14 protein-coding genes and 1 tRNA gene are annotated in these 21,177 nt (G+C 70.3%); 12 read left to right on the top strand and 3 right to left on the bottom strand.

Translation table 11 applies throughout. The features are described from left to right. The first annotated feature begins 376 nt into the window (after positions 1-376). From EJ105_RS11615 to pcaD, 6 genes are all read left to right on the top strand, one after another. Positions 377-1,600 (top strand): ABC transporter substrate-binding protein, encoded by a 1,224-nt coding sequence (locus EJ105_RS11615; protein ID WP_250166457.1) that lies wholly within the window; start codon positions 377-379, stop codon positions 1,598-1,600. A 122-nt stretch (positions 1,601-1,722) separates the two neighbouring features. Further along, on the top strand, positions 1,723-1,998 hold the full coding sequence (gene catC / locus EJ105_RS11610) for a muconolactone Delta-isomerase (RefSeq protein ID WP_024277638.1): 276 nt from the start codon (positions 1,723-1,725) through the stop codon (positions 1,996-1,998). Between the two features lie 23 nt (positions 1,999-2,021). Further along, on the top strand, positions 2,022-2,330 hold the full coding sequence (locus EJ105_RS11605; protein ID WP_250166456.1) for a YciI family protein: 309 nt from the start codon (positions 2,022-2,024) through the stop codon (positions 2,328-2,330). After that, positions 2,327-3,046 (top strand): SDR family oxidoreductase, encoded by a 720-nt coding sequence (locus EJ105_RS11600; RefSeq protein ID WP_250166455.1) that lies wholly within the window; start codon positions 2,327-2,329, stop codon positions 3,044-3,046. The genes EJ105_RS11605 and EJ105_RS11600 overlap by 4 nt, the downstream gene beginning before the upstream one ends. Before the next feature lie 57 nt (positions 3,047-3,103). Beyond that, positions 3,104-4,138 (top strand): cyclase family protein, encoded by a 1,035-nt coding sequence (locus EJ105_RS11595; RefSeq protein ID WP_250166454.1) that lies wholly within the window; start codon positions 3,104-3,106, stop codon positions 4,136-4,138. Between the two features lie 19 nt (positions 4,139-4,157). Beyond that, positions 4,158-4,955, top strand: coding sequence for a 3-oxoadipate enol-lactonase (pcaD, locus tag EJ105_RS11590; RefSeq protein ID WP_250166453.1), 798 nt, complete (start codon positions 4,158-4,160; stop codon positions 4,953-4,955). 289 nt (positions 4,956-5,244) lie between these two features. Here the strand turns inward: pcaD and EJ105_RS11585 are convergent. After that, positions 5,245-5,318, bottom strand: a tRNA-Gln gene (locus EJ105_RS11585). 256 nt (positions 5,319-5,574) lie between these two features. On the opposite strand from EJ105_RS11585, the gene EJ105_RS11580 reads away from it, so the two are divergent. Then, complete coding sequence (locus tag EJ105_RS11580) at positions 5,575-5,781, top strand: hypothetical protein (protein ID WP_024277617.1); 207 nt, start codon at positions 5,575-5,577, stop codon at positions 5,779-5,781. Between the two features lie 116 nt (positions 5,782-5,897). Here the strand turns inward: EJ105_RS11580 and pbpC are convergent, their stop codons facing one another. Next, the gene (gene pbpC, locus EJ105_RS11575; RefSeq protein ID WP_250166452.1) at positions 5,898-7,985 is read right to left on the bottom strand and encodes a penicillin-binding protein 1C; all 2,088 of its coding nucleotides are present in this window, start codon (positions 7,983-7,985) and stop codon (positions 5,898-5,900) included. Next, positions 7,982-13,300, bottom strand: a complete 5,319-nt coding sequence (locus tag EJ105_RS11570; RefSeq protein ID WP_250166451.1) for an alpha-2-macroglobulin family protein — start codon at positions 13,298-13,300, stop codon at positions 7,982-7,984. The genes pbpC and EJ105_RS11570 overlap by 4 nt, the downstream gene beginning before the upstream one ends. A gap of 564 nt (positions 13,301-13,864) precedes the next feature. Here EJ105_RS11570 and EJ105_RS11565 point away from each other — a divergent pair. The 5 genes from EJ105_RS11565 to EJ105_RS11545 all read left to right on the top strand — a co-directional run bounded on the left by EJ105_RS11565 (position 13,865) and on the right by EJ105_RS11545 (position 21,176). After that, a complete protein-coding gene (locus EJ105_RS11565; RefSeq protein WP_250166450.1) occupies positions 13,865-14,926 on the top strand; it encodes an HAD family hydrolase in 1,062 nt (353 codons plus the stop codon). Positions 14,927-15,276: 350 nt separating this feature from the next. After that, positions 15,277-16,269: a phosphate acetyltransferase gene (locus EJ105_RS11560; RefSeq protein WP_197022978.1), complete on the top strand. Its 993-nt coding sequence runs from the start codon at positions 15,277-15,279 to the stop codon at positions 16,267-16,269. A gap of 2 nt (positions 16,270-16,271) precedes the next feature. Next, positions 16,272-17,477 carry an acetate/propionate family kinase gene (locus EJ105_RS11555; RefSeq protein WP_250166449.1) on the top strand — a complete coding sequence of 402 codons (1,206 nt, stop codon included), beginning with the start codon at positions 16,272-16,274 and terminating at the stop codon, positions 17,475-17,477. Between the two features lie 10 nt (positions 17,478-17,487). Continuing rightward, positions 17,488-19,791, top strand: coding sequence for a DUF3141 domain-containing protein (locus EJ105_RS11550; RefSeq protein WP_250166448.1), 2,304 nt, complete (start codon positions 17,488-17,490; stop codon positions 19,789-19,791). 281 nt (positions 19,792-20,072) lie between these two features. Further along, positions 20,073-21,176, top strand: a complete 1,104-nt coding sequence (locus EJ105_RS11545; protein ID WP_250166447.1) for an efflux RND transporter periplasmic adaptor subunit — start codon at positions 20,073-20,075, stop codon at positions 21,174-21,176. The last annotated feature ends 1 nt before the right edge of the window (position 21,177 follow it).

Here is a 21,177-nt window from a genome sequence, read left to right as displayed (position 1 = left end):
AGTTCGTAATGCGAACAAAATTGGAAGGCAAGCACGCTTGGCAGGCTCCCATCCGGAACGATCGGTGCGATCGCCGAGACGCCAGATATCAGAACAGGAATCATTCAAATGCCAAGCCTTCGTTAGCAGGTGCAGCATGGAATCTGCTTGACGCTGGAGGCGACCGCGCCGTACGAATTGCCGCATAAAAGTTCGCTATTCGCACAAATTCTGATCCGGATGCACGCCATGGCGGAAGCCCTCATTCGCGATGACGCCCTGCTCCTGCCATCCGGCACTTCGGGTTCCTTTGGCCCGCCAAATCCCGTGGGAGCCCCGTCGCGCCTCGCCATCCGGACGCCCTGACCAGCGCGCCCTTTCACCCTCAGGAGGAAACATGAAGACCAAGGCCCTCGCGGTGCCCTTCGCAGCCGCGCTCCTCGCCAGCGCCATGATGGTCGCCCCCGCGGCCGCCCAGTATGCCGGCGGCGGCGTGAAGATCGGCGTGCTGACCGACATGTCGGGGGCCTATTCGGACCTCGCCGGCGCGGGCTCGGTGGAAGCCGCGAAGATGGCCATCGAGGATTTCGGCAAGCCCATCAACGGCAAGCCGGTGGAGCTGGTTTCCGCCGACCATCAGAACAAGGCGGACATTGCCTCCGCCACCGCCCGCAAGTGGTATGACACGCAGGACGTGGATGCCATCTTCGACATCAACGGCTCCGTGGCGGCGCTCGCGGTGCGCGAGGTGGCCAAGGAGAAGGGCAAGGTCGACATCAATTCCGGCGCGGCATCCATGTCGCTGACCAACAAGGCCTGCTCGCCCACCGGCCTGCACTGGACCTATGACGTCTATTCGCTGGCCGCCGGCACCGGCAACGCGCTGGTGAGCGAAGGCTTCAAGACCTGGTACTTCATCACCGCCGACTACACCTTCGGCCACGATCTGGAGAACCAGGTGGCCAAGATCGTGAAGGAGAAGGGCGGTACGGTGAAGGGTTCGGTGGCCCATCCCTTTGGCACGTCCGACGTCTCGTCCTATCTGCTCCAGGCGCAGGCCTCCGGCGCCAAGATCATCGCCATGGCGAACGCCGGCTCCGACACCATCAACACCATCAAGCAGGCGCGCGAGTTCGGCATCACCCAGGGCGGTCAGACGCTCGCGGCGCTGCTGCTGTTCCTCACCGACATCCACTCGGTGGGCCTCGACGCCGCCCAGGGCATGGTGCTGACCACCGGCTTCTACTGGGACACGGACGAGAAGACCCGCGCCTTCTCCAAGCGCTTCGCTGAACGCATGAAGGGCAAGATGCCCACCATGGTGCATGCCGGCGTCTATTCCTCCGTGCTGCACTATCTGAAGGCCGCCGAGGCCGCCGGCACGGACGAGGGCGAGAAGGTGATCGCCAAGATGCGCGAGCTGCCCATCGACGACATGTTCGCCAAGAACGGCAAGATCCGTCCCGACGGCCGCATGGTGCACGACATGTATCTCGCCAAGGTGAAGTCCCCGAAGGAGTCCAAGGGCCCCTGGGACTATTACGAGATCGTCCGCGTGATCCCGGGCGACGAAGCCTTCCAGCCGCTCAGCGAGAGCACCTGCCCGCTGGTGAAGAAGTAAGTCTCGCGCGCGCCGGGCCGTCTCCTCCCCGGTTCCGGCGCGCCCTCGGGCGCCTGCGCGCACTTGCAGCGCGGGCGCCCGGGGTCTTTCCTCAGCTTTGTGCCGTCCAGAAGGCGAAGACCATGCTGTTCCATGTCGAGATGCAGGTGAACATTCCCCACGACTTTCCGGCCGAGAAGGCGGACGCCATCAAGGCGGCGGAGAAGGCCTATGCGCAGGATCTCCAGCGGCAGGGCAAGTGGGTGCACCTCTGGCGCATCGCCGGGCGCTACGCCAACGTCTCCATCTTCGACGTTGAGAGCGTAGACGAACTGCACACGCTCCTCTCCTCGCTGCCCCTCTTCCCCTTCATGGACATCAAGGTGACGCCCCTGGCGCGCCACCCCTCCGCCATCTGAAGCCGCGCCCGAAGGACCGCCGCATGCCCTACATGATCGAGACCTTCGACAAGCCCGGCACGCTGGACCTGCGCACGCAGGTGCGGGACACGCACCTCGCCTTCCTCGATGCGCACAAGCACCTGCTGCTCGCCTGCGGCGCCAAGCTGGACGATGACGGCAACGCTGCCGGCGGCGGCCTCTACGTGGTGGCGCTGGAGACGCGGGCGGAGGCGGAAGCCTTCATCGCATCGGACCCCTTCTTCACCGCCGGGCTGTTCGAGCGCGTCCAGATCCAGCGCTGGCGCAAGGCCTATGTGGACGGCGTCTGCTACCTGCCGGAGACGAAATGAGCCCGCGCACCCTCGTCACCGGCGGCGCAGGCGGCATCGGCCTCGCGGTGGTGCGGCAGGAGCTGGCCGCCGGCCGCGCCGTGGTGGTGCTGGACCGTGAGCCGCCCCCCGCCGACCTCGACGCCCGCTTCGTTCCCGTCAATCTCATGGACGAGGCGGCGACCGCCGCCGCCCTTGCGGAGGCCCTCGCGCACGGCCCCGTCACCCGCCTCGTGAACAATGTGGGCATGGTGCGGCCCGCCAGCCTCGACGACACCACGAGCGCGGATTTCGCCGCCGTCATGCGGCTCAATCTCGGCGTCGCCATCCAGGCCACGCAGGCCCTTCTCGCGGGCATGCGGGCGGCGCGCTTCGGGCGCATCGTCAACGTGTCGAGCCGGGCGGCCTACGGCAAGGAGCTGCGCACCGCCTATGCCGCCAGCAAGGCCGGGCTGCTCGGCGCCACCCGCACCTGGGCGCTGGAACTGGGCAAGGATGGCATCACCGTGAATGCCGTGGCGCCCGGCCCCATCGCCACCCCCCTCTTCACCGCCGCCAATCCGCCCGACGCGCCGCGCACCCGCGCCATCGTGGAGGCCATCCCCGTCGGGCGCATGGGCACGCCGGAGGATGTGGCGCAGGCGGTTTCGTTCTTCCTCTCGGACGAGGCCGGCTTTATCACCGGCCAGACGCTGCCGGTCTGCGGCGGCATCACGGTGGGCAAGGGCGCGGTCTGAGCGCAGCGGCACCTTCGCTCCGGCGCCGCCCGGGCTTCCCCCACAACGGAGACTTCCATGCCCTCCAATCCCCGCTGGGCCCGCCGGCCGGAAGGCTCCACCTGGGGCGATTTCGGCCCGGACGACGAACTCGGCCGCCTCAACCTCATCACCCCGGACAAGGTGCGCGCCGCCGTCGCCGAGGTGAAGGAGGGCCGCACCTTCTGCCTCAGCCTGCCCCTCGACCGGCCCGGCGGCAACGTGCTGAACCCGCGCCGCGTCCCGCCCGTGCTGACGCCCACCGGCACCCCGGAGGCGCCGCGCTTCAACGCCACGCTCTGCGCGGAAGACGCCAGCCTCGTGGACGTGGTGAGCGACGACAAGGTGGAGATCTGCCTGCAATACTCCACCCAGTGGGACAGCTTCGCCCATGTGGGGGCGCTGTTCGACGTGGGCGGGGACGGCCGGCCCGAGCCGGTCTATTACAACGGCTTCCGCGCCGGCGCCGACATCGTCGGCCCGCGCGACGCCGAGGCGCGCGGCATCGCCTCCGGCGCGCACCGGCTGGGCATCCACAATGCCGCCGTCCACGGCGTGCAGGGCCGCGGCGTGCTGGTGGACCTGCTCTCCCTGTTCGGCCGGGAGCGCCACCTCGTCGGCTACGACGATCTCATGCGCGCCATGGACGCGCAGGCCGTGACGGTGGAAGAGGGGGACATCCTCTGCCTCTATACCGGCTTCACGCAGGTCGTCATGGAGATGAACGGCACCCCTGACGGCTCGGTCCTCGGCAAGAGCTGCGCCGCCCTCGACGGCCGCGACACGCGCCTTCTGCAATGGATCTCGGACAGCCGCATCTCGGCCCTCGTCGCCGACAATTATGCGGTGGAGCACCTGCCGGCGAAGCGCCTCGCCGCCACGACCCAGGCAGCCATGCCGCTGCACCACCACTGCCTGTTCCGGCTGGGCGTGCCGCTGGGCGAATTGTGGTGGCTCGCCGATCTCGCCGACCACCTGCGCGCCGCCGGGCGCAGCCGCTTCCTGCTCACCGCCCCTCCCCTGCGCCTGCCCGGCGCCGTGGGCTCTCCCGTCACCCCCATCGCCACCGTGTGATCTTCCACAGGAGACCCGGATGCCCTTTATCGCCGTCGACGGCCGCACCACCCATTACGCGCTCGAAGGGGAGGAGGGGGCGCCGGTCCTGCTGCTCGCCAATTCGCTCGGCACCAGCTTCCTCGTGTGGGATGCGGTGATGCCGGCCCTCCTCTCCCGCTTTCGCGTCCTGCGCTACGACATGCGCGGCCACGGCCTCTCCGACTCCGCGCCGCTGCCCGACGAGAACACGGGCTATTCCATCGCCGCCCTCGCCGGGGATGCGCTGGGGCTGCTCGACGCGCTGGGCATTGAAAAGGCGCATGTCTGCGGCCTTTCCATCGGCGGCATGGTGGCCCAGCATCTGGCGGCCCATGCGCCGGCGCGGGTGGATCGGCTCGTTCTGTGCGACACCGCCATGCAGATCGGCCCCGCCTCGGTGTGGAACGAGCGCCTCGCCGGCATCCGCCGCGACGGCCTTCCCGCCATCGCCCCCGGCGTGATGGCCCGCTGGTTCACCGACGGCTTCCGCGAGCGGGTCCCCCACATCGTCCGCGGCTACGTCAACATGGTGGCCCGCACCACTTTGGAGGGCTACGTGGGCTGCGCCATGGCCGTGCGCGACGCCGACCTCACCGCCTCCGCCGGCACCATTTCCGCGCCAACGCTGGTCGTGGTGGGCGACAAGGACCCCGCCACCTCCCCGGCCTCGGCCGAGGCCATGAGGGCGGCCATCCCCGGCGCACGGCTGGAGGTGATCGCCGACGCCTCGCACATCCCTTGCGTGGAACAGCCGGAAGCGCTCTCCCGCCTGCTGATCGCGCATCTGGCGGGGTGAGACGGCTCCTCTAAACGGTCTCCGGGTACGCTTCGCAGAAGCGTACCCGTCGCCCGAGATGCGCCAAGGCCCCATTTTTTCGTCCTTGGCGTCGGACTTGGCGCCGGCGGCGCGCATGTTCACGAGCTCGGAAAGATCATCTGGAGAATCGGTGGACCGGCGAGGGCAGCGGCAAGCTCCCAAGGCGTCAGGTGCGGCGCAATGGCCGATGAAGCCGGACCCGCCGACGCGCTTCAACACCCGACATCACGATGCGGGCTGCGTCTGTATCTGGGATGGGCGCTTGATTTGGCTGGGGGACCTGGATTCGAACCAGGATTAACGGAGTCAGAGTCCGCGGTTCTACCGTTGAACTATCCCCCAACACCCGGCCGGCGCAGGAGCGGGGCGGGTGGGTCTGCCGAGGCAGGTGGGCTCTATACGCAATTCGATCGCCGGGTTCAACTCCCGTTTCGCGCCATTCACAGGCCCGTTTCTGTCGGGCCTGTCCGCGATGTGACGACACCCCTGCGACGGGCCGGCCTCGTGGTATACGACATACGCAATGGTGCCATGCACAATCCGCTATATTGCATCGCACGCGGATGGCCTATCTTGCCTTCATCAAATGGAGGCGAAAATGGTCACGATCACTGCACATGCTCCCCGCGAAACCGGCTTCTTCGGTCGCATCGGCAATGCGGTGTGCGACTTCCTCGACGCCGTCGCCGAAGCCCGCGCCATGTCGGAGCGCTATGAGTACCTCTCGCGCCGCTCCAACAGCGAGCTCGCCGAGATGGGCCTCGACCGTCAGCGCATCACCCAGGCCGTTGCCCGCGGCTTCTGAGAATTCCTGAAGGCCCGGCCGCGCGGTTTCGCGGCGGCCGGTCTTAAGTTCCTGTCTTCCGCGTTTCCTCCCAGTGCCCTCCACCCGCTGCCGCAAGGCAGCGGGTTTTCTTTTGCTCACTCCACCTTCACCGTCACGCTGTCGCTGCGGCCATCCGCATCGATGACCGTGAGGCGGGCGAAGCCGCGGCCGGGCGGGGTCCAGAACAAGGTGCGGCGATCCTCCACCCGCGCCACCGGGCGGCCGTCCATGAGCAGGGTCAGGGGGAAGGTGCCGCCGTCCACCTTGAGGGCCAGCGTTTCCGCCCCCTCGGCCGCGACGCGCGCGCCGTCGGGGGGATAGACCACCTCCAGCGCCTGCTCCTGACGCGCCCGGCCGAAATGCCGCTGGGGCGGAGGCAGCCTTGCATTGCCGGCCATCACCGCCCCGCGCGGGGCGGCGGCGAGGCTCGCCGGGGTGCGCACGATGCGGGCGAAGGCGTCGAACAGCAAAGGGGCCGCCGCCGCGCGGCCGGTGAGGTCGGGCACGGCCTGCCCGTCCGGACGGCCGACCCAGACGCCCACCGTGCGCCGCCCGTCGAAGCCTACCGCCCAGCTGTCGCGATAGCCGTAGGAGGTGCCGGTCTTGAAGGCGATGCGCCCGCCGAGCGCATTCTCCGGCGCCGGCGTGCCCAGCAGACACTGGCCCACATACCAGGCGGCCACCTCGTCCACGAGGCGGGCCTTGCGCGGCGCCGCCACCGCCCCGTCGCCCCGGCGGAAGACCGGGGCATGGGCCTCCCCGCCCCGCGCCAAAGCTGCATAGAGGGTGGTGAGGTCGATGAGGCGGATGCCCACGCCGCCAAGGCCCATGGGCAGGGCCGGCGCGGCGCCGGGGGGCAGTTCCAGCCGCCCGCCCGCCTGCTGCATGCGGCTCGCGAGCCTCTGCGGCCCCACCGCCTCCAGCAGCCGCACCGCCGGCACGTTCAGCGATAATTGCAGCGCCTTGCGCACCGAGAGGGTGCCCTGGAAGGTGCGGTCGAAATTCTCCGGCCGCCACGCGCCGAAGCGGGCGGGGCGATCCTCGATCAATGTCTCGGGATGGGCGATGCCGTCCTCGAAGGCCAGCGCATAGATGAAGGGCTTGAGCGTGGAGCCCGGCGAGCGCACGGCACGGGCGAGGTCCACGGCGCCGGCCCGGTCCCTGTCGAAATAATCGGCGGCGGCCACATAGGCGCGCACCTCGGCGCTGTCATTGTCCATCACCACGATGGCGGCGGAGAGCCCGCGCCCCAGCGTGCGGGTGCGCTCGCGCACCAGCTCCTCCAGCCGCTCCTGCAATGGGGCATCCAGCGTAGAGAGGTGGCGGGAAAGGTCCGGCCGCTCGGCCGCCATCTCCTCGGAGAGGTGGGGCGCGATCTGCGGCAAAGGCCGGCGGGCCGTGGGCACGGCCTCGGCCCTGGCGACGCGCACCTCGTCCGGCGCGATGAAGCCCTGCGCGGCGAGGCGGTCCAGCACCCGGTCGCGGGCCGCCCTGGCGCGGGCAGGATAACGGTCCGGCCGGCGCGTCTCGGGCGATTGCGGCAGCGCCACCAGCAATGCCGCCTCGCCGAGCGTCAGCCGGCGCGGCTCCTTGCCGAGATAGGTGAGGGAGGCCGCCCGCACCCCCTCGATGTTGCCGCCATAGGGGGCAAGGGTGAGATAGAGCGAGAGGATCTCGTCCTTGGAGAGCCGCGCCTCCAGCTCCAGCGCGCGGCGCATCTGGGCGAGCTTGGCGCCCAGCGTGCGGGCACGCGGCGGCAAGGTGAGCCGCGCCACCTGCATGGTCAGGGTCGAACCGCCGGAGACGACCCGCAGGGACCCGGCCGCCTGCCCCGCCGCGCGCAGCAGGGCAATGGCATCGATGCCCATGTGGTCGCGGAAGCGCCGGTCCTCATAGGCGAGGATCATGGCGACGAGGCGCGGGTCCACGTCCGTTGCCGACGCCGCCAGCCGCCAGCGCCCGTCCGGCAAGGCGAAGGGGCGCAGCAGGCGGCCCTCCTTGTCCACCACCTCGGCCGAGACCTTGGGCTCGGGCGGCGGCGGCGCATCGGCGCGGATGACGGCGAGCCCCACCGCGCCGGCCCCGAGCGCCAGCACGAGGCCGAGCGCCGCCGCACCTGCCATCCAGCGCCAGCGGTGTCGGGGGGCGGTGCGGGGGGCGCCGATCTCGCCGGGGCCGCTCATCGGGCGGGCGCAACCTCCATGCTGCCGGCCGCCGTGCGGGCGAAGCGGTCGGGGCGATACATGTCTTCCACCATGGCCGGCGGGTGGGCATAGCGGCCGGGCGAGACCGCCCGCACCGTGTAGGCGACCACGAAGGGCTCGTCGCCCTCCTGTCGCGTCACCGAGGCGACGAAGCGGTCATCGCGGAACTCCACATGGCCGGCCTCGCTGGTCTCGTCGAGCCAGGTGAAGCCGCCGTCGCCGCCCTTGATGAGGTTGGGGTTCTCGATCTCGAAGCCCGCCGGCAGGAAGTCCACCAGCAGCACGTCGGCGAGCGCGCTCTTCTCCTCCGAGAAGGTGAGCACCACCGCGAAGCGCTGGTTCTGCACCGCCTTGGTGGGGTCCGCCGGCTTGCCATCGAGGGTGAAATACTTGCGGTCCAGCGAGAAGCCCTTGGCGATGGCCGGCTCGGGCGCGACCGGCGCACCGTTGACGCCGATCACCACCTTCACCGCCTCGGTGCCGGCATTGCGCAGCGTGAGCGGCCCGCGCTCCAGATCGGCGCGCGAGAGCTTGCTGCCGAACGGGCCGCGCACGAGGCCGCCATCCACCTCCAGCGTCATGTTGGCGGCGCTGGCGGCGAGCGTGCGGGCGGCGAGCAGCATCCACGCATTCTCCTGCGTGGAGGTGCGCTCCGTGCGCACCCGCGCCGCATCCACGCGGGCGAGCGCCACGGCGGCCACCTTGTCCAGCCCCGCCTCGCGGGCGAGCACGGTGAGGGCGGCAGCGTCGCGCAGCACGGAGCCGAAATCGGAACGGCCGATCTCCGGCGCGGTGGCGCTGGCGGGAATGCCCTCCAGCGCCACGTTGAACGCCCGTTCCGCGCGGGTGCGGTCGCCCAGCAGCGCGAGGGCCGCGCCCACCTGCCCGCGGGCCAGCGGCGAGGAGAGATCCTTCAGCCGCGTGTCGGCGATGTAGCGCAGGTCGCCCAAGGGCGCGCGGCCGTTGCGGGCCAGCACGTAGAGGGCATAGGCGAGGCCCTCGCTGGCGGAGCGCATGTCGGCCCCCGCGAGGTTCACCGTGTTGCGCAGCCGGTCCAGAGCCAGCGAGAAGGCCTGATCGGGAACGGTGAAGCCCTTCTCCTTCGCCCGGGTGAGGAAATCCACCACATAGGCGTCGAGCCACGTATCGCTGCCGCCCGCCGACCACAGGCCGAACGAGCCGTCCGACCCCTGCCGCGAGAAGACGCGGACGATGGCGTCGCGGATGCGCTGGTCGGCCTCCGGGTCTTTCGCCCGGCCCACGAGGACGGAGAGGTCGTTGTAGGAGAGCAGCGGCAGGGCGCGGCTCGTCACCTGCTCGGTGCAGCCATAGGGGTAGCGGTCCAGCGCCGCCAGCAGCGCCGGCACGTCGATGGTGCTGGAGGGCGACACGCTCACCGCCACGCTGCCGGTGCCCGGCAGCAGATCGGCGAGGAGATCGCGCGACACGCTGATGCTCTCGCCGGGGGCGAGATTGCGCACCGTGCGCCGCTCGATGTCGGGATAGGCCGGGCGCACCTGCATCTGGAACGAGCGGGTGATGTCGATGCCCTGCCCCGTCAGCCGCGCCGTGAGCGTGGCGGGGCCGACGCCCCGGCCCTCCAGCGCGAGGCGCACGGACTGGCGCTGCTTCTGGGCCAGCGTGACGGGGGGCACGGTGCCGGTGACAGCGGCGGCGCCGGTGGCGGTCACCTCCAGGCGATACTCCCCCGCCGGGCCTTCCACATTGGTCAGGTCCAGGTTGACGCTGGAGCGGTCGCCGGAGGCGAGGAAGCGCGGCAAGGTGGCGAGCATCACCACCTTGTCGCGCACCACCACATCGGCCGAAGCGTGGCCGAGCCGGTTCTGGCTCCAGGCGATGGCCATCACGCGGAGCGTGCCGTCGAAGGCGGGCACGGGGAAGGAGACGGTAGCGGTGCCGTCCGCCCCGACGTCCACGAGGCCGGAGAAGAGGGCGACGGGCGGGCCCTGCGGCGGGCTCGCCATCATCGCCGTCTCGCTGCCGTCGCCGCCGGAGCGCAGCCGGCCGGCCGCGCCCTGCATGCCGTCGATGAGCGCGCCGTAGAAGTCGCGGATCTCGGCGGCGAGCCGGCGCTGGCCGAACACCACATTGTCCGGCGCCGGCGGCTTGTAGCCGGTGAGGTTGAGGATGCCCACATCCACCGCCGCCACCGTCACATAGGCCTTCTCGCCGGCCGGCAGGTTCGACACCTTCACCGGAATGCCGAGCGTGGTGTTGGGGCGCATCTCGGCGGGCGGGGACAGCTCCACCTTCAGGGTGCGCGCCTCCTTGTCCACCGAGAACCAGGAGAGGCCCATGGCGCGGCCGGGCATGCGGCTCGCCTGAACATCCAGCGGGCGGTGGAGGAAGGCCACCACATAGGCCCCCGGCCCCCAGCCGCCCTCCACCTTGAAGCTGACCTTGGCGGCGCCCGGCTGCACCTGCAGCACCTTGGAGGCGCGCACACCGTCATTCACCACCATCACCGTGGCGGTGCCGGCCGTGCGCGCGGTGAGCGTGGCTTCCAGCGTGTCGCCGGCGGCGTAGGCGGGTTTGTCGAGGGTCAGTTCCAGGCGGTCCGGCGTGTCGGCATTGCCGTCGCCGCCGAAGCCGGCCTCGAAGGTGAGGGAGGTGAGCGGCAGGCCGTCGCCGGTGAGGTCGAGGCGGTAGCGGCCGTACTGGGTGGGCACGGAGAGGCGGGCCGGCCCATCGGCGGTGGTGGCGATGGTGCCTTCGCCGACGCGGGTCACGGTCTTCACCGGCTCATAATCCCACGAGCCGCTCACGCGGTACCACTGGTAGCGCGTCTCGATGCGCGAGAGCTTCCAGGTGAGGCCGGGCGAGGCGAGCAGCTTGTCGTCCACGCCCGCCACCACCACGTCGAAATTCGCCGTCTCGCCCTCGCGGACGCGATCGGCGAACAGCGGCTTCACGCCGATCTGGCTGCCGGCCGGCGCGAGCGGGAGCACGATGGTGCGCTGGACGGCGCGGCCGCCGGCCTCCACGAGGCGCACGAAGGCTTCCATCTCCAGCGGCCGGGCGGTCTTGGGGAGCTGGCCCGCCAGCAGGCGGAGCGTGGCGCGGCCACGGGCGTCGGTGACGGGGGCGTCGGCCGTGGGCTGGCGCTCGGCCAGCACCTCGTCCTGCGCATTGCCGAAGGCATAGCCGGCGAAGCCGGGCCGGTTGGCGGCGGCGCGCAGCTCGGTCTCCGCCTCCACGTCGAGGCCGGAGGCGGGGGCGCCGAACAGGAAGCGGCCCTCCACCAGTACCTCCACCGCCTTGTCACGCGGCAGGCGCGGCGTGCGGGCCGTGAGGTCGAACTCCACCCGGTCGGGAACGTAATCCTCGACCAGGAACGTCACCTCGCCGATGGCGGGGGCCTTCAGGTCGGTGAGCGCCTTGGCCCGCCAGGTGCCGGTCATGGCGCCCTTGAGGATGGGCAGATCGAGCGTGCGCCCGCCCGCGCCCTGGTCCTGCACCACCACGCGGCGGTCGGCGACGCCATCGGGGCGCACCAGTTGCACGGTGAGGGGCACGTTGGGCGCCGCATTGCCCGCCGCGTCGCGCAAAAGGACAGTGACATGCACCGTCTCGCCGGAGCGGTAGACGCCGCGCTCGGTGGCGAGGAAGGCATCCAGCGCGCCCGGCGCCTCGCGGCCGGAGACGCCCCGGTCGGTGAGGTCGAAGGCATTCTCCTTCATGGAGAGGAAGGCGTAGTCGCCATTGGCGGCGCGCGCCGTCACCACCTCCGGCCCCATGCCGGCGGGGCCGCGGGAGAGGCCGGCATCGAAGCGGGCATAGCCGTTGGCGTCGGTCTTCGCGGTGCCCAGCACCTCATTCGAACGCGCAACAAGCGTCACGTCCGCCCCGGCCACCGGCTCGGCGCTGCCCAGCGAGCGCACCAGCACATGCACGCCGTCCGGGCCGGCCAAGGCGGTCATGCCGAGGTCGGAGACGATGAACCACTGGGTGGCGAGGCTGCCGTAATCGTCGTCGCCGGAGGTCTCGCGCGGCTCCGCGGTCATGGCGTAGACGCCGGCTTCCAGCTTGCCCACCGCCTCGTTGACGGGGATGGCGGTGACCACATCGGCATTCAGCGCGCCGTCCACCTCCAGCGTGCCGGAGAACACCTCGATGCCGGCGCCCTCGGCGAGACGCTCGCGCACATAGCCGTCGAGACCCTGGCGGAACTCGCCCTGGATGGCGGTGGGCACGAGGCCCCGGTCGCCGATGCGCAGCACCTTGATCTTCAGCTCGCGCGAATTGACCGAGGTGACGGGGATGCCCTTCTGCCCGGTGCGCGGCAGCACATAGTTGCGGCCGGAGAAATGGGCGGAGGGCTGGCGATCACGCACATAGATGGAAAGCTCGGTGGCCTTCTTCAGCTTCTCGCCATTGGCCGAGGGCACGCCGGGCCGCACCGCGATGGTGTAGCGGGAGCCGTGCTTGAGGCCCTCCACGCAGATCTGCCGCGCCTCGCCGGTGATGGCGGGCTTGTCCATGCCGCCCACCTGCACGAAGGCGGAAAAGTCGGTGCCCGGCGCGATATCGTCGGAGAATTGCACGCAGGCGCGGGGCATCACGGCGTCGGATTCGACCGAATAGTCCACCAGCCGGAAGCCGTGCTCGTCCTTCAGCTTGTCGTAGAAGGCGCGGTCGGCGGGGGTGTCGCGCAGCTCCAGCGCCAGCTTCATGGTGTCGATGGCCGGCTGCCACAGGCGCCGGTCGGCATAGACATGGCCGATGAAGGAGAGCGCCTCGCCCTCCTCCACCCGCGTGGTGGCGCGGCGATAGGCGATGAAGGCGGCGGCCAGCGCATTGTCGATGAAGGTGGAGGCGTCCTCGTCGTCGGTGGGCTTGATGGCGGCGAGGGAGCGGGCGAGGCGCATCCAGATGCCCGGGTCCTGCGCCTGCACCAGCGCGAGGCCGGCGTAAAGCTCGGCGGCGGCGCGGGCGTCATTGCGCTGGAAGGCCTGGGCGGCGTCGCGCCGGGCCTTGTCCAGCGGACCGCTCGGGGCGGTGGCCTCGCGGCGCAGCAGCCGCTCATAGCGCCGAGCGCCGGCGATCAGATCCTGCCGCTGGAACGTCTTCTGGCTCGCCGCGCGGGGCGGCAGCGGGGTCGCCGGCTGGGCGGGCGCGGGCTGGGCGGCGGGCGTCTGGGGCCGGGCCTGCTGGGCGAAGGCGGGCGCGAGGGCCAAAACGGGTGCGAGGGCCACGCCAGCCGTCAGTGCGACGGCAAGACCAAGGCGCGCGCCCATAGGACGGAAGCTGAGGAGACGACGGCGAAGGTCCATGGACCGCTCCCTCGGTGCGCAGCACCGTTGCGGGAGGCGAGGCGTGCGACGCGGCGGGATGGCTCCACAGAGCGGCCCCTGCCCGCAGATCGTTCGACCGGCCCCCTCACGAGAAATGACCGACCGGTGCCCGTCGTCCCCATTCCGGAACGACGTGGCCCGACCCCGCACCGCCATCTATGCGCAAGGAGGGCCGCTCGCCAAGAGGGACGTTTGCGGAACGTCAGTTATTCGCTGCTGGGATGTGCCCCGGACAAGCGACGGCGAACGCCGGAGCGCAGATCCGGGGTCCAGTGCAGATCGGTGTGAGCATCCCTATCGAGCGTCATGCCCGGCCTTGTGCCGGGTATCCACGTGGAGTGGCCGGAAATACATCTCTGGACAGGGACTCGATCGGCCCGACGTCGATGGCCGGGACGAGCCCGGCCATGACAGCCTGTGAAGGGGGAGCCATGGCGGGAGAGGAGGTCCATGCGGCGGCCACCGCTTGAAGCCGTCGCGCAGGCGTCGCAGAATCGGACAACATGCAGGGCGCAGCGTTCAGGGCGCGAGGGGGCTTGATCCATGGTGTCGTTGAGATTTTCCGCCGGCCTGCGGCCGTTCGCGCGTGCCGCTGTCCTCGCCGCCGGTCTTCTCTGCGCCGGCCTCGCGCACCCCGCCTTCGCGCAGGCGGTCGATCCCCTCCCCTCCTGGAATGCGGGGGCGACCAAGACCGGCATCCTTGATTTCGTGAAGGCCACCACAACCCCCGGCGGGCCGGATTTCGTGCCCCCCGCCGACCGCATCGCCACCTTCGATCAGGACGGCACGCTCTGGGTGGAGCAGCCGGTCTATACCGAGGTCGCCTTCGCCGCCGCCCGCGTGCGCGCGATGGCGCAGGCCAATCCGGCCTTGAAGACCGAGGAGCCGTTTCGCACGGCCATTTCCGGCGACGAGAAGGCCAGCGAAGAGGCCCTGGGCAAGCTCTCCTCCGGCGATTTCATGAAAATCATCATGCTCACGCTGGAATCCCTCACGGTGGAGGAGCTGCGCGCCGCGGCGCAGGACTGGATGGCCACCGCCCGCAATCCGGTGCTCAACCGCCCGCACACCGAGCTCACCTACCAGCCCATGCAGGAGGTGCTGCAGCTGCTGCGGGCCAACGGCTTCCGCACCTACATCGTCACCGGCGGCGGGCAGGATTTCGTGCGCGCCTTTTCCGAGAAGCTCTATGGCATCCCGCCCGAGCAGGTGGTGGGCACGCCGGACGCGGTACGCTTCGGCTACGACGCCGCGGGCCGTCCGGTGCTGCGGCTGGAGCCGGCCGTTCTGTTCGAGGACGTGAACGGCGGCAAGCCGGAGGGCATCCACCTCGTCATCGGCAAGCGCCCCATTGCCGCCTTCGGCAATTCCACCGGCGACCGGCAGATGCTGGAATATACCAAGGCCGGCAAGGGCCTGCGCTTCGCGGCCCTGGTGCTGCACGACGACGGGAAGCGCGAATTCGCCTATGGCCCGGCGCAGGGCCTGCCATACTCCGAGGTCGGCACCTTCACCCAGAAGCTCTATGACGAGGCGAAGGCGCGCGGCTGGTACGTCATCTCCATGAAGGACGACTGGAAGAAGGTGTTCGCCTTCGAGCCGTAAGGGTCCTTCGCGGCTCCGTTGCGTCCTCCTCCATTTTGGGGATGCGGCGCCCGGAGCTTCCGTGGACGATGGCGACGCGCTCAACCGAGACCTCCCGGAAAGCGCCGGCCGGGCCGCCGCTTCCCCGCAGGCGCCCGGCCGGATTTTTCTCCCAGTACCCGCGAACGGCATTGCGTCACCGGCTCCACCCATTCTCGCGCCATCCAGTTACCATTCCGCGGATGCCGTCACACGCCCCTTGATCTGCATCATGGAAGGCGAGAGGCTGCGGGCCGACAGCTTGGGGCGAGCATCCGCCAGGAGGCCCAGCCGCCCGGCCGGCCCGTGCGGCGGCACGAGGGAGAGCGCACATGACCGCTCATTTGGCCGCAGCGGCGGCCCAGGACGCCCAGCACAATCGACATGCCAAGTATGATCGCCTGATCTCGGCGGCCCAGGCGCTGCCGAAGCTCAAGGTGGCGGTGGCCCACCCCTGCGACGACGTTTCGCTCCGCGCCGCGCTGGAGGCGGCGGACCTCGGGCTCATCGAGCCCATCCTCGTCGGCCCCCCGGCCAAGATCGCCGCGGCGGCCGCCGCCGGCCAGCTCGACATTTCCGGCGTGCGGCAGGTGGCCGCGGCGCACAGCCACGAGGCGGCGGAGAAGGCGGTGGCGCTGGTGCGCTGCGGCGAGGCCGACGCCTTGATGAAGGGCAGCCTTCACACCGACGAGCTGATGAGCGCGGTGGTCGCCCGCGACACCGGCCTGCGCACCGCGCGGCGCATCAGCCATTGCTTCGTCATGGACGTGCCGAGCCATCCGGACGCGCTCATCATCACGGATGCCGCCATCAACATCGCCCCCTCGCTGGAGGACAAGGCGCACATCGTGCAGAACGCCATCGAGCTGGCGCAGGCGCTGTCCTTCCCCGAGGTGCGGGTGGCCATTCTCTCGGCCATGGAGACGGTGAACCCCGCCGTGCCCTCCACCATCGAGGCGGCGGCCCTGTGCAAGATGGCCGATCGCGGCCAGATCACCGGCGCCATCGTGGACGGGCCGCTGGCGCTGGACAATGCCATCGACCTCGGCTCGGCGGCCATCAAGCACATCTCCTCCCCGGTCGCGGGGCGGGCCAACGTGCTTGTCGTGCCGGACCTCGAAGCCGGCAACATGCTGGCGAAGAGCCTGTCCTTCCTCGCCGGCGCCGATGCGGCCGGCATCGTGGTGGGCGCGCGGGTGCCCATCATCCTCACCAGCCGGGCGGATTCGGCGCCGACGCGCCTCGCTTCCTGCGCGGTGGCGGCGCTGCTCGCCGCCGCCCAGCAGGCCACGGCCCGCGCGGCGGCCAAGGCGCTGGAGGTCTGACCATGGCGCGCGTGCATCTTGTCCTCAATGCCGGCTCCTCCAGCCTCAAGTTCCAGGTGTTCCTGGACGACGGCGCGGACGTGCCCAACCGCATCTATCGCGGCCTGTTCGAGGGGCTGGGCACCGATCCGCACTTCAAGGTGAAGGACCACGACGGCGCCACCGTCGGCGACCAGCGCTGGGACGGCCACGCTGCCTTCGGCTTCGAGGAGGCGCTGGCCACTCTCTCCGACTGGCTCGGCGCCCACCGGGGCGGGCATCAGCTCGCCGCGGTCGGCCATCGCGTGGTCCATGGCGGCCCGCACTACACCCATGCGGTGGAGCTGACCCCCGCCATCATCAACGAGCTGGACACCCTCTCCCCGCTCGCGCCGTTGCACCAGCCGAAGAGCCTCGAACCCATCCGCATCATCGCCCGCCGCGTGCCGGGCCTGCCGCAGGTGGCGGCGTTCGACACCGCCTTCCACCGCACCCAGCCGGAACTGGCGCAGATGTTCGCCATTCCCCAGTCGATGACCGATGCGGGCGTGAAGCGCTACGGCTTCCACGGCCTGTCCTACGCCTATCTCGCCACCCAGTTCCCGAAGGTGGATCCGCGCCTCGCCAAGGGGCGGGTGGTGGCGGCGCATCTCGGCAACGGGGCGAGCCTGTGCGCCTATGACGCCTCGCGCTCCATCGCCACCACCATGGGCTTCTCGGCCCTCGACGGGCTGGTGATGGGCACGCGCAGCGGCACCATCGATCCCGGCGTCGTCTTCTATCTCCAGCGCGAGATGGGCATGAGCGCGGAGGAGGCGGAGCTTTTCCTCTACACCAAGTGCGGCCTCGTCGGCGTCTCCGGCCTCTCCAATGACATGCGCGTGCTGCGCGAGCGCTGCGAGACGGATGCGGGGGCGCGGCGGGCCATCGACCTGTTCGTCTACCGCATCAACCGCGAGTTCGGCTCGCTGGTGGCGGCGCTGCGGGGCATCGACGCCCTCGTCTTCACCGCCGGCATCGGCGAGAACGATGCCGAGACCCGCGCCGAGGTGCTCCGCGCCGTGGCCTGGGCCGGCTTCGAGCTGGACCCGGAAGCCAACCGCGCCGGCGCCACCCGCATCACCAAGGGCACCGGCCCGCAGGCCTATGTGATCCCCACCGACGAGGAATGGACCATCGTCCGCGAGATGCGGCAGGTCCTCTCCCACACCCAGGTTCCTTCGGCCTGAGGAGGCCTCCATGCATCCGCTCGACATGATGAACGTCTACGGCCGGGTGGCGGAGATCTACCGCCTGCGCATCGGCGAGGCGGTCTCGGCCTATGGCGCGGCCATGCGGGAAGCCGCCTCCGCCTTCGCCGGGGCGGGCCGCCCGCAGACGCCGGCGCAGGCGTGGCGCGACAGCGTCTCCTACGCCTTCGACGCCGCCCAGCGCTCGCTGATCTTCTGGGACACCATGCGCCAGCGCGGCAACAACTGGATCGCGCATGAAAAGGCCGGCAAGCCGCCGCTGCTCGCCTTCGACTATGAGATGGTGGCCGACGCCCGCACCTTCGCGCGGCCCTGCAACTATGCCCTCGTGCGCATCCTGCCGCCGGACGGCGTGACGCTCGATCCCGAGCAGCGCGCCTTCCTCATCATCGATCCGCGCGCCGGGCACGGGCCGGGCATCGGCGGCTTCAAGAAGGATTCCGAAGTCGGCTTCGCCCTGAAGGCGGGCCACGCCGTCTACATGGTCATCTTCTTCCCCGAGCCGGTGCCGGGGCAGACGCTGGCGGACGTGTCGCTGGCGGAATCCGAATTCGTGCGCATCGTGCGCGATCGCCACCCCACCCGCGAGCGGCCGGTGGTGATGGGCAATTGCCAGGGCGGCTGGGCCGCCATGCTGGTGGCGGCGCTGGACCCGGACAATGTGGGCCCCATCGTGGTGAACGGCGCGCCCATGTCCTACTGGGCCGGCAACGATGCCGAGAACCCCATGCGCTATGCCGGCGGCGTGCTGGGCGGGGCGTGGACCGCATCGCTGGCCTCGGACCTCGGCGGCGGTGTCTTCGACGGCGCCTATCTCGTGGACAATTTCGAGTATCTGAACCCGGCCAACACCTATTTCACCAAATACTATTCGCTCTATTCCAAGATCGACACCGAACCCGCGCGCTTCCTGGAATTCGAGCGCTGGTGGGGCGGCTACTTCCTGATGAACCGGGAAGAGATCAAGTGGATCGTGGAAAACCTGTTCGTCGGCAACAGGCTGGCCGCCGGCAAGGCGGAATGGGCGCCGGGCAAGACCTTCGACCTCAAGGCCGTGCGCTCCCCCATCATCGTCTTCGCCTCGCTGGGCGACAACATCACCCCGCCCCAGCAGGCCATCAACTGGGTGGCGGACCTCTATCCCACCACGCAGGCGCTGAAGGATGCCGGGCAGGTCATCGTCGGCCTCATGCACGAGAGCGTGGGCCATCTCGGCATCTTCGTCTCCGGCGCCATCGCCCGGCGCGAGCATGCGCAGATCGTGGACCTGCTCGATTATGTGGAGGCGCTGCCCCCCGGCCTCTACGGCATGACCATCGAGGAGGACCGCTCCGGCCCCGAGGTGAAGTATGACGTGACCCTCACCGAGCGCCGGGTGGAGGATCTCGCGGTTCTTCAGAAGTACGACCGCAACGACGAGATCCCGTTCGAGGTGGTGGCCAACGTCTCGCAGACCAATTCACGGCTGTACGAGACCTTCGTCCATCCGGCGCTCGCCGCCGTGGTGACGCCGGAGATGGGGCGCGTCACGCGGGCGGTGCATCCGCTGCGCGCGGTGCGCTGGGGCCTGTCCGATCTCAACCCGTGGCTCAAGGCCATGGCGCCGCTCGCCGATTTCGCCCGCAGCCAGCGCACGCCGCGCGACGAAAAGGGCGTGCATGTGGCCGGCGAGCATTTCGCCGCCACCGCCATCACCGCCGGCCTGGACCTCTACCGCCGCCTGCGCGATGCGACGGTGGAGACCGAATTCTTCCGCCTCTACGGCACCTTCGCCATGCTGGACCCGGACCTCACCGCGCCGGCCACCGCCGCCGCTCTGGTGGAGCAGCCGCCGGCGGAAGTGGCGGCCGCGCTCGCCGCCATCCGCGAGGGCGGCTTCACCGATGCCGGCGTGCGCGTGGCGCTCATCGGCTTCAAGCGGGGCGGCAACGAGCGCCGGCTTTCCACCCTGAAGCAGATCCGCGAGCTGGTGGGCTACGAGCTGGGGCTCCTGGCCATGCCCTCCGATGTGGCGCAGGCCATCATCCGCCGCCAGTCCATCATCGTGGACCGCAACGAGGCGGAGGCCATCGCCACCCTGCCCGCGCTGCTGAAGACGCCGCAGGAGCGCTCGCGCCTGCTGGCCCTGCTCGACCGGCTTCTGTCCAACATGGACATCGCTCCCGAAGCCGCCTCGGTGGTCGAAGAGGTGCGCCGGGTGCTGGCGGCGGCCGATGCAGCGCCGGGCGTGGCCCCGGCCGTGCCGCAGGGGGCGGGCGCGCAGGTGGTGCCCTTCCCGCTCAGCGTGGCCTGAAGCTTCGGCACAGCGGGCGGCCGGCTGGCGCCAAAAGGCAATTGGCCCGCCGCGCCGCCTGTGCCAAGCGCTGGGGCGAGACGGGTACGTTGCCGGCCCCGGCCGCGGTGCTAGTGTGCGTGCAAGCGTGGCGCTGCCGGGTCGCGGAACGGCGGTGCGGAACAAGTTGCGGAGGTCGGGGCGGCGCCGCCATGCGGCATCGCCCGGCCGATCAGGGGGGAAGAGCCATGGGCATCGTCGCTCGTCGGAAGCCGGCGCGTTGGGAAACCGTTCGTCCGGCCGTGTGGGCTGCCGCCCCGCTGCTCGGCGCCCTGCTCCTCGGCGCCCTGCCGATCGGCGCGCGCCCCGCCCTCGCCCAGCAAGGCCCGATCCCCGTGGGGGTGGTGGCCGCCGAGCTGAAGCCCATCGCCGATGCCATGGAATTCGTGGGCCGCGTGGAGGCCCCCGAGCGGGTGGACATCCGCGCCCGCGTCAAGGCCATGCTGGAGGCCGTGCTCTTCAAGGACGGCGAGAGCGTGAAGGAGGGCCAGCCCCTCTACCGCATCGAGAAGCCGCCCTTCCAGGCCGACGTGCAGCAGGCGGAAGGCGACGTGGAGCGGGCCAAGGCCGCCCTGACCCTCGCCAAGATCCAGCGCGAGCGCGCCGAGGAACTGCTCGCCAAGAATGCCGGCACGGCGGTTGCCCGCGACCAGGCGATTGCCAACGAGGAGAGCGCCAAGGGCGCGCTGCTCACCGCCGAGGCGGCGCTGAACACGGCGAAGCTCAATCTCGGCTACACCGACATCGTGTCCCCCATCACCGGCCGCATCGGCCGCACTGCCTTCACCCGCGGCCACATCATCGGCCCGGACAGCGGCCCGCTCGCCACCGTGGTGAGCCAGAACCCCATGTACGTCACCTTCCCCGTCAGCCAGCGCGACTATCAGGAAGCGCAGAAGGAGGAGGGCAAGGCCGACCTCTCCAATGTGGAAGTCCGCATCAAGTTTCCCGACGGCAGCTTCTATGGCGAGGTGGGGCGCATCAACTTCATCGACGTGTCGGTGAGCCGCACCACGGACACCATCGTCATGCGCGCCGACGTGCCCAACCCCAAGGGCCAGCTGACGGACGGCCAATTGGTGCGGGTGGAGCTGAAGTCCGGCAAGCCGGAGGAGCGCATCGTCATCCCGCAGGCGGCGCTCATCGCCGATCAGGCCGGCGTCTACGTCTTCGTGGTGGAGGACGGCAAGGCGGTGGTGCGGCGGGTGAAGCCGGGCGGCAACGTGGGCGCCGGCATCGTGGTGGAGGGGATCAAGGCCGGCGAGCCGGTGGTGGTCGAAGGCTTCGAGGCGCTCAGGCCCGGCGCCGCCGTGCGCGCGACCCCCATCGTCGGCGTGAAGGGCTGAG

Origin of the sequence: Xanthobacter aminoxidans, assembly GCF_023571765.1 — a bacterium.
Classification (GTDB): domain Bacteria; phylum Pseudomonadota; class Alphaproteobacteria; order Rhizobiales; family Xanthobacteraceae; genus Xanthobacter; species Xanthobacter aminoxidans.
This window is presented reverse-complemented; position numbering and strand designations above follow the sequence as displayed.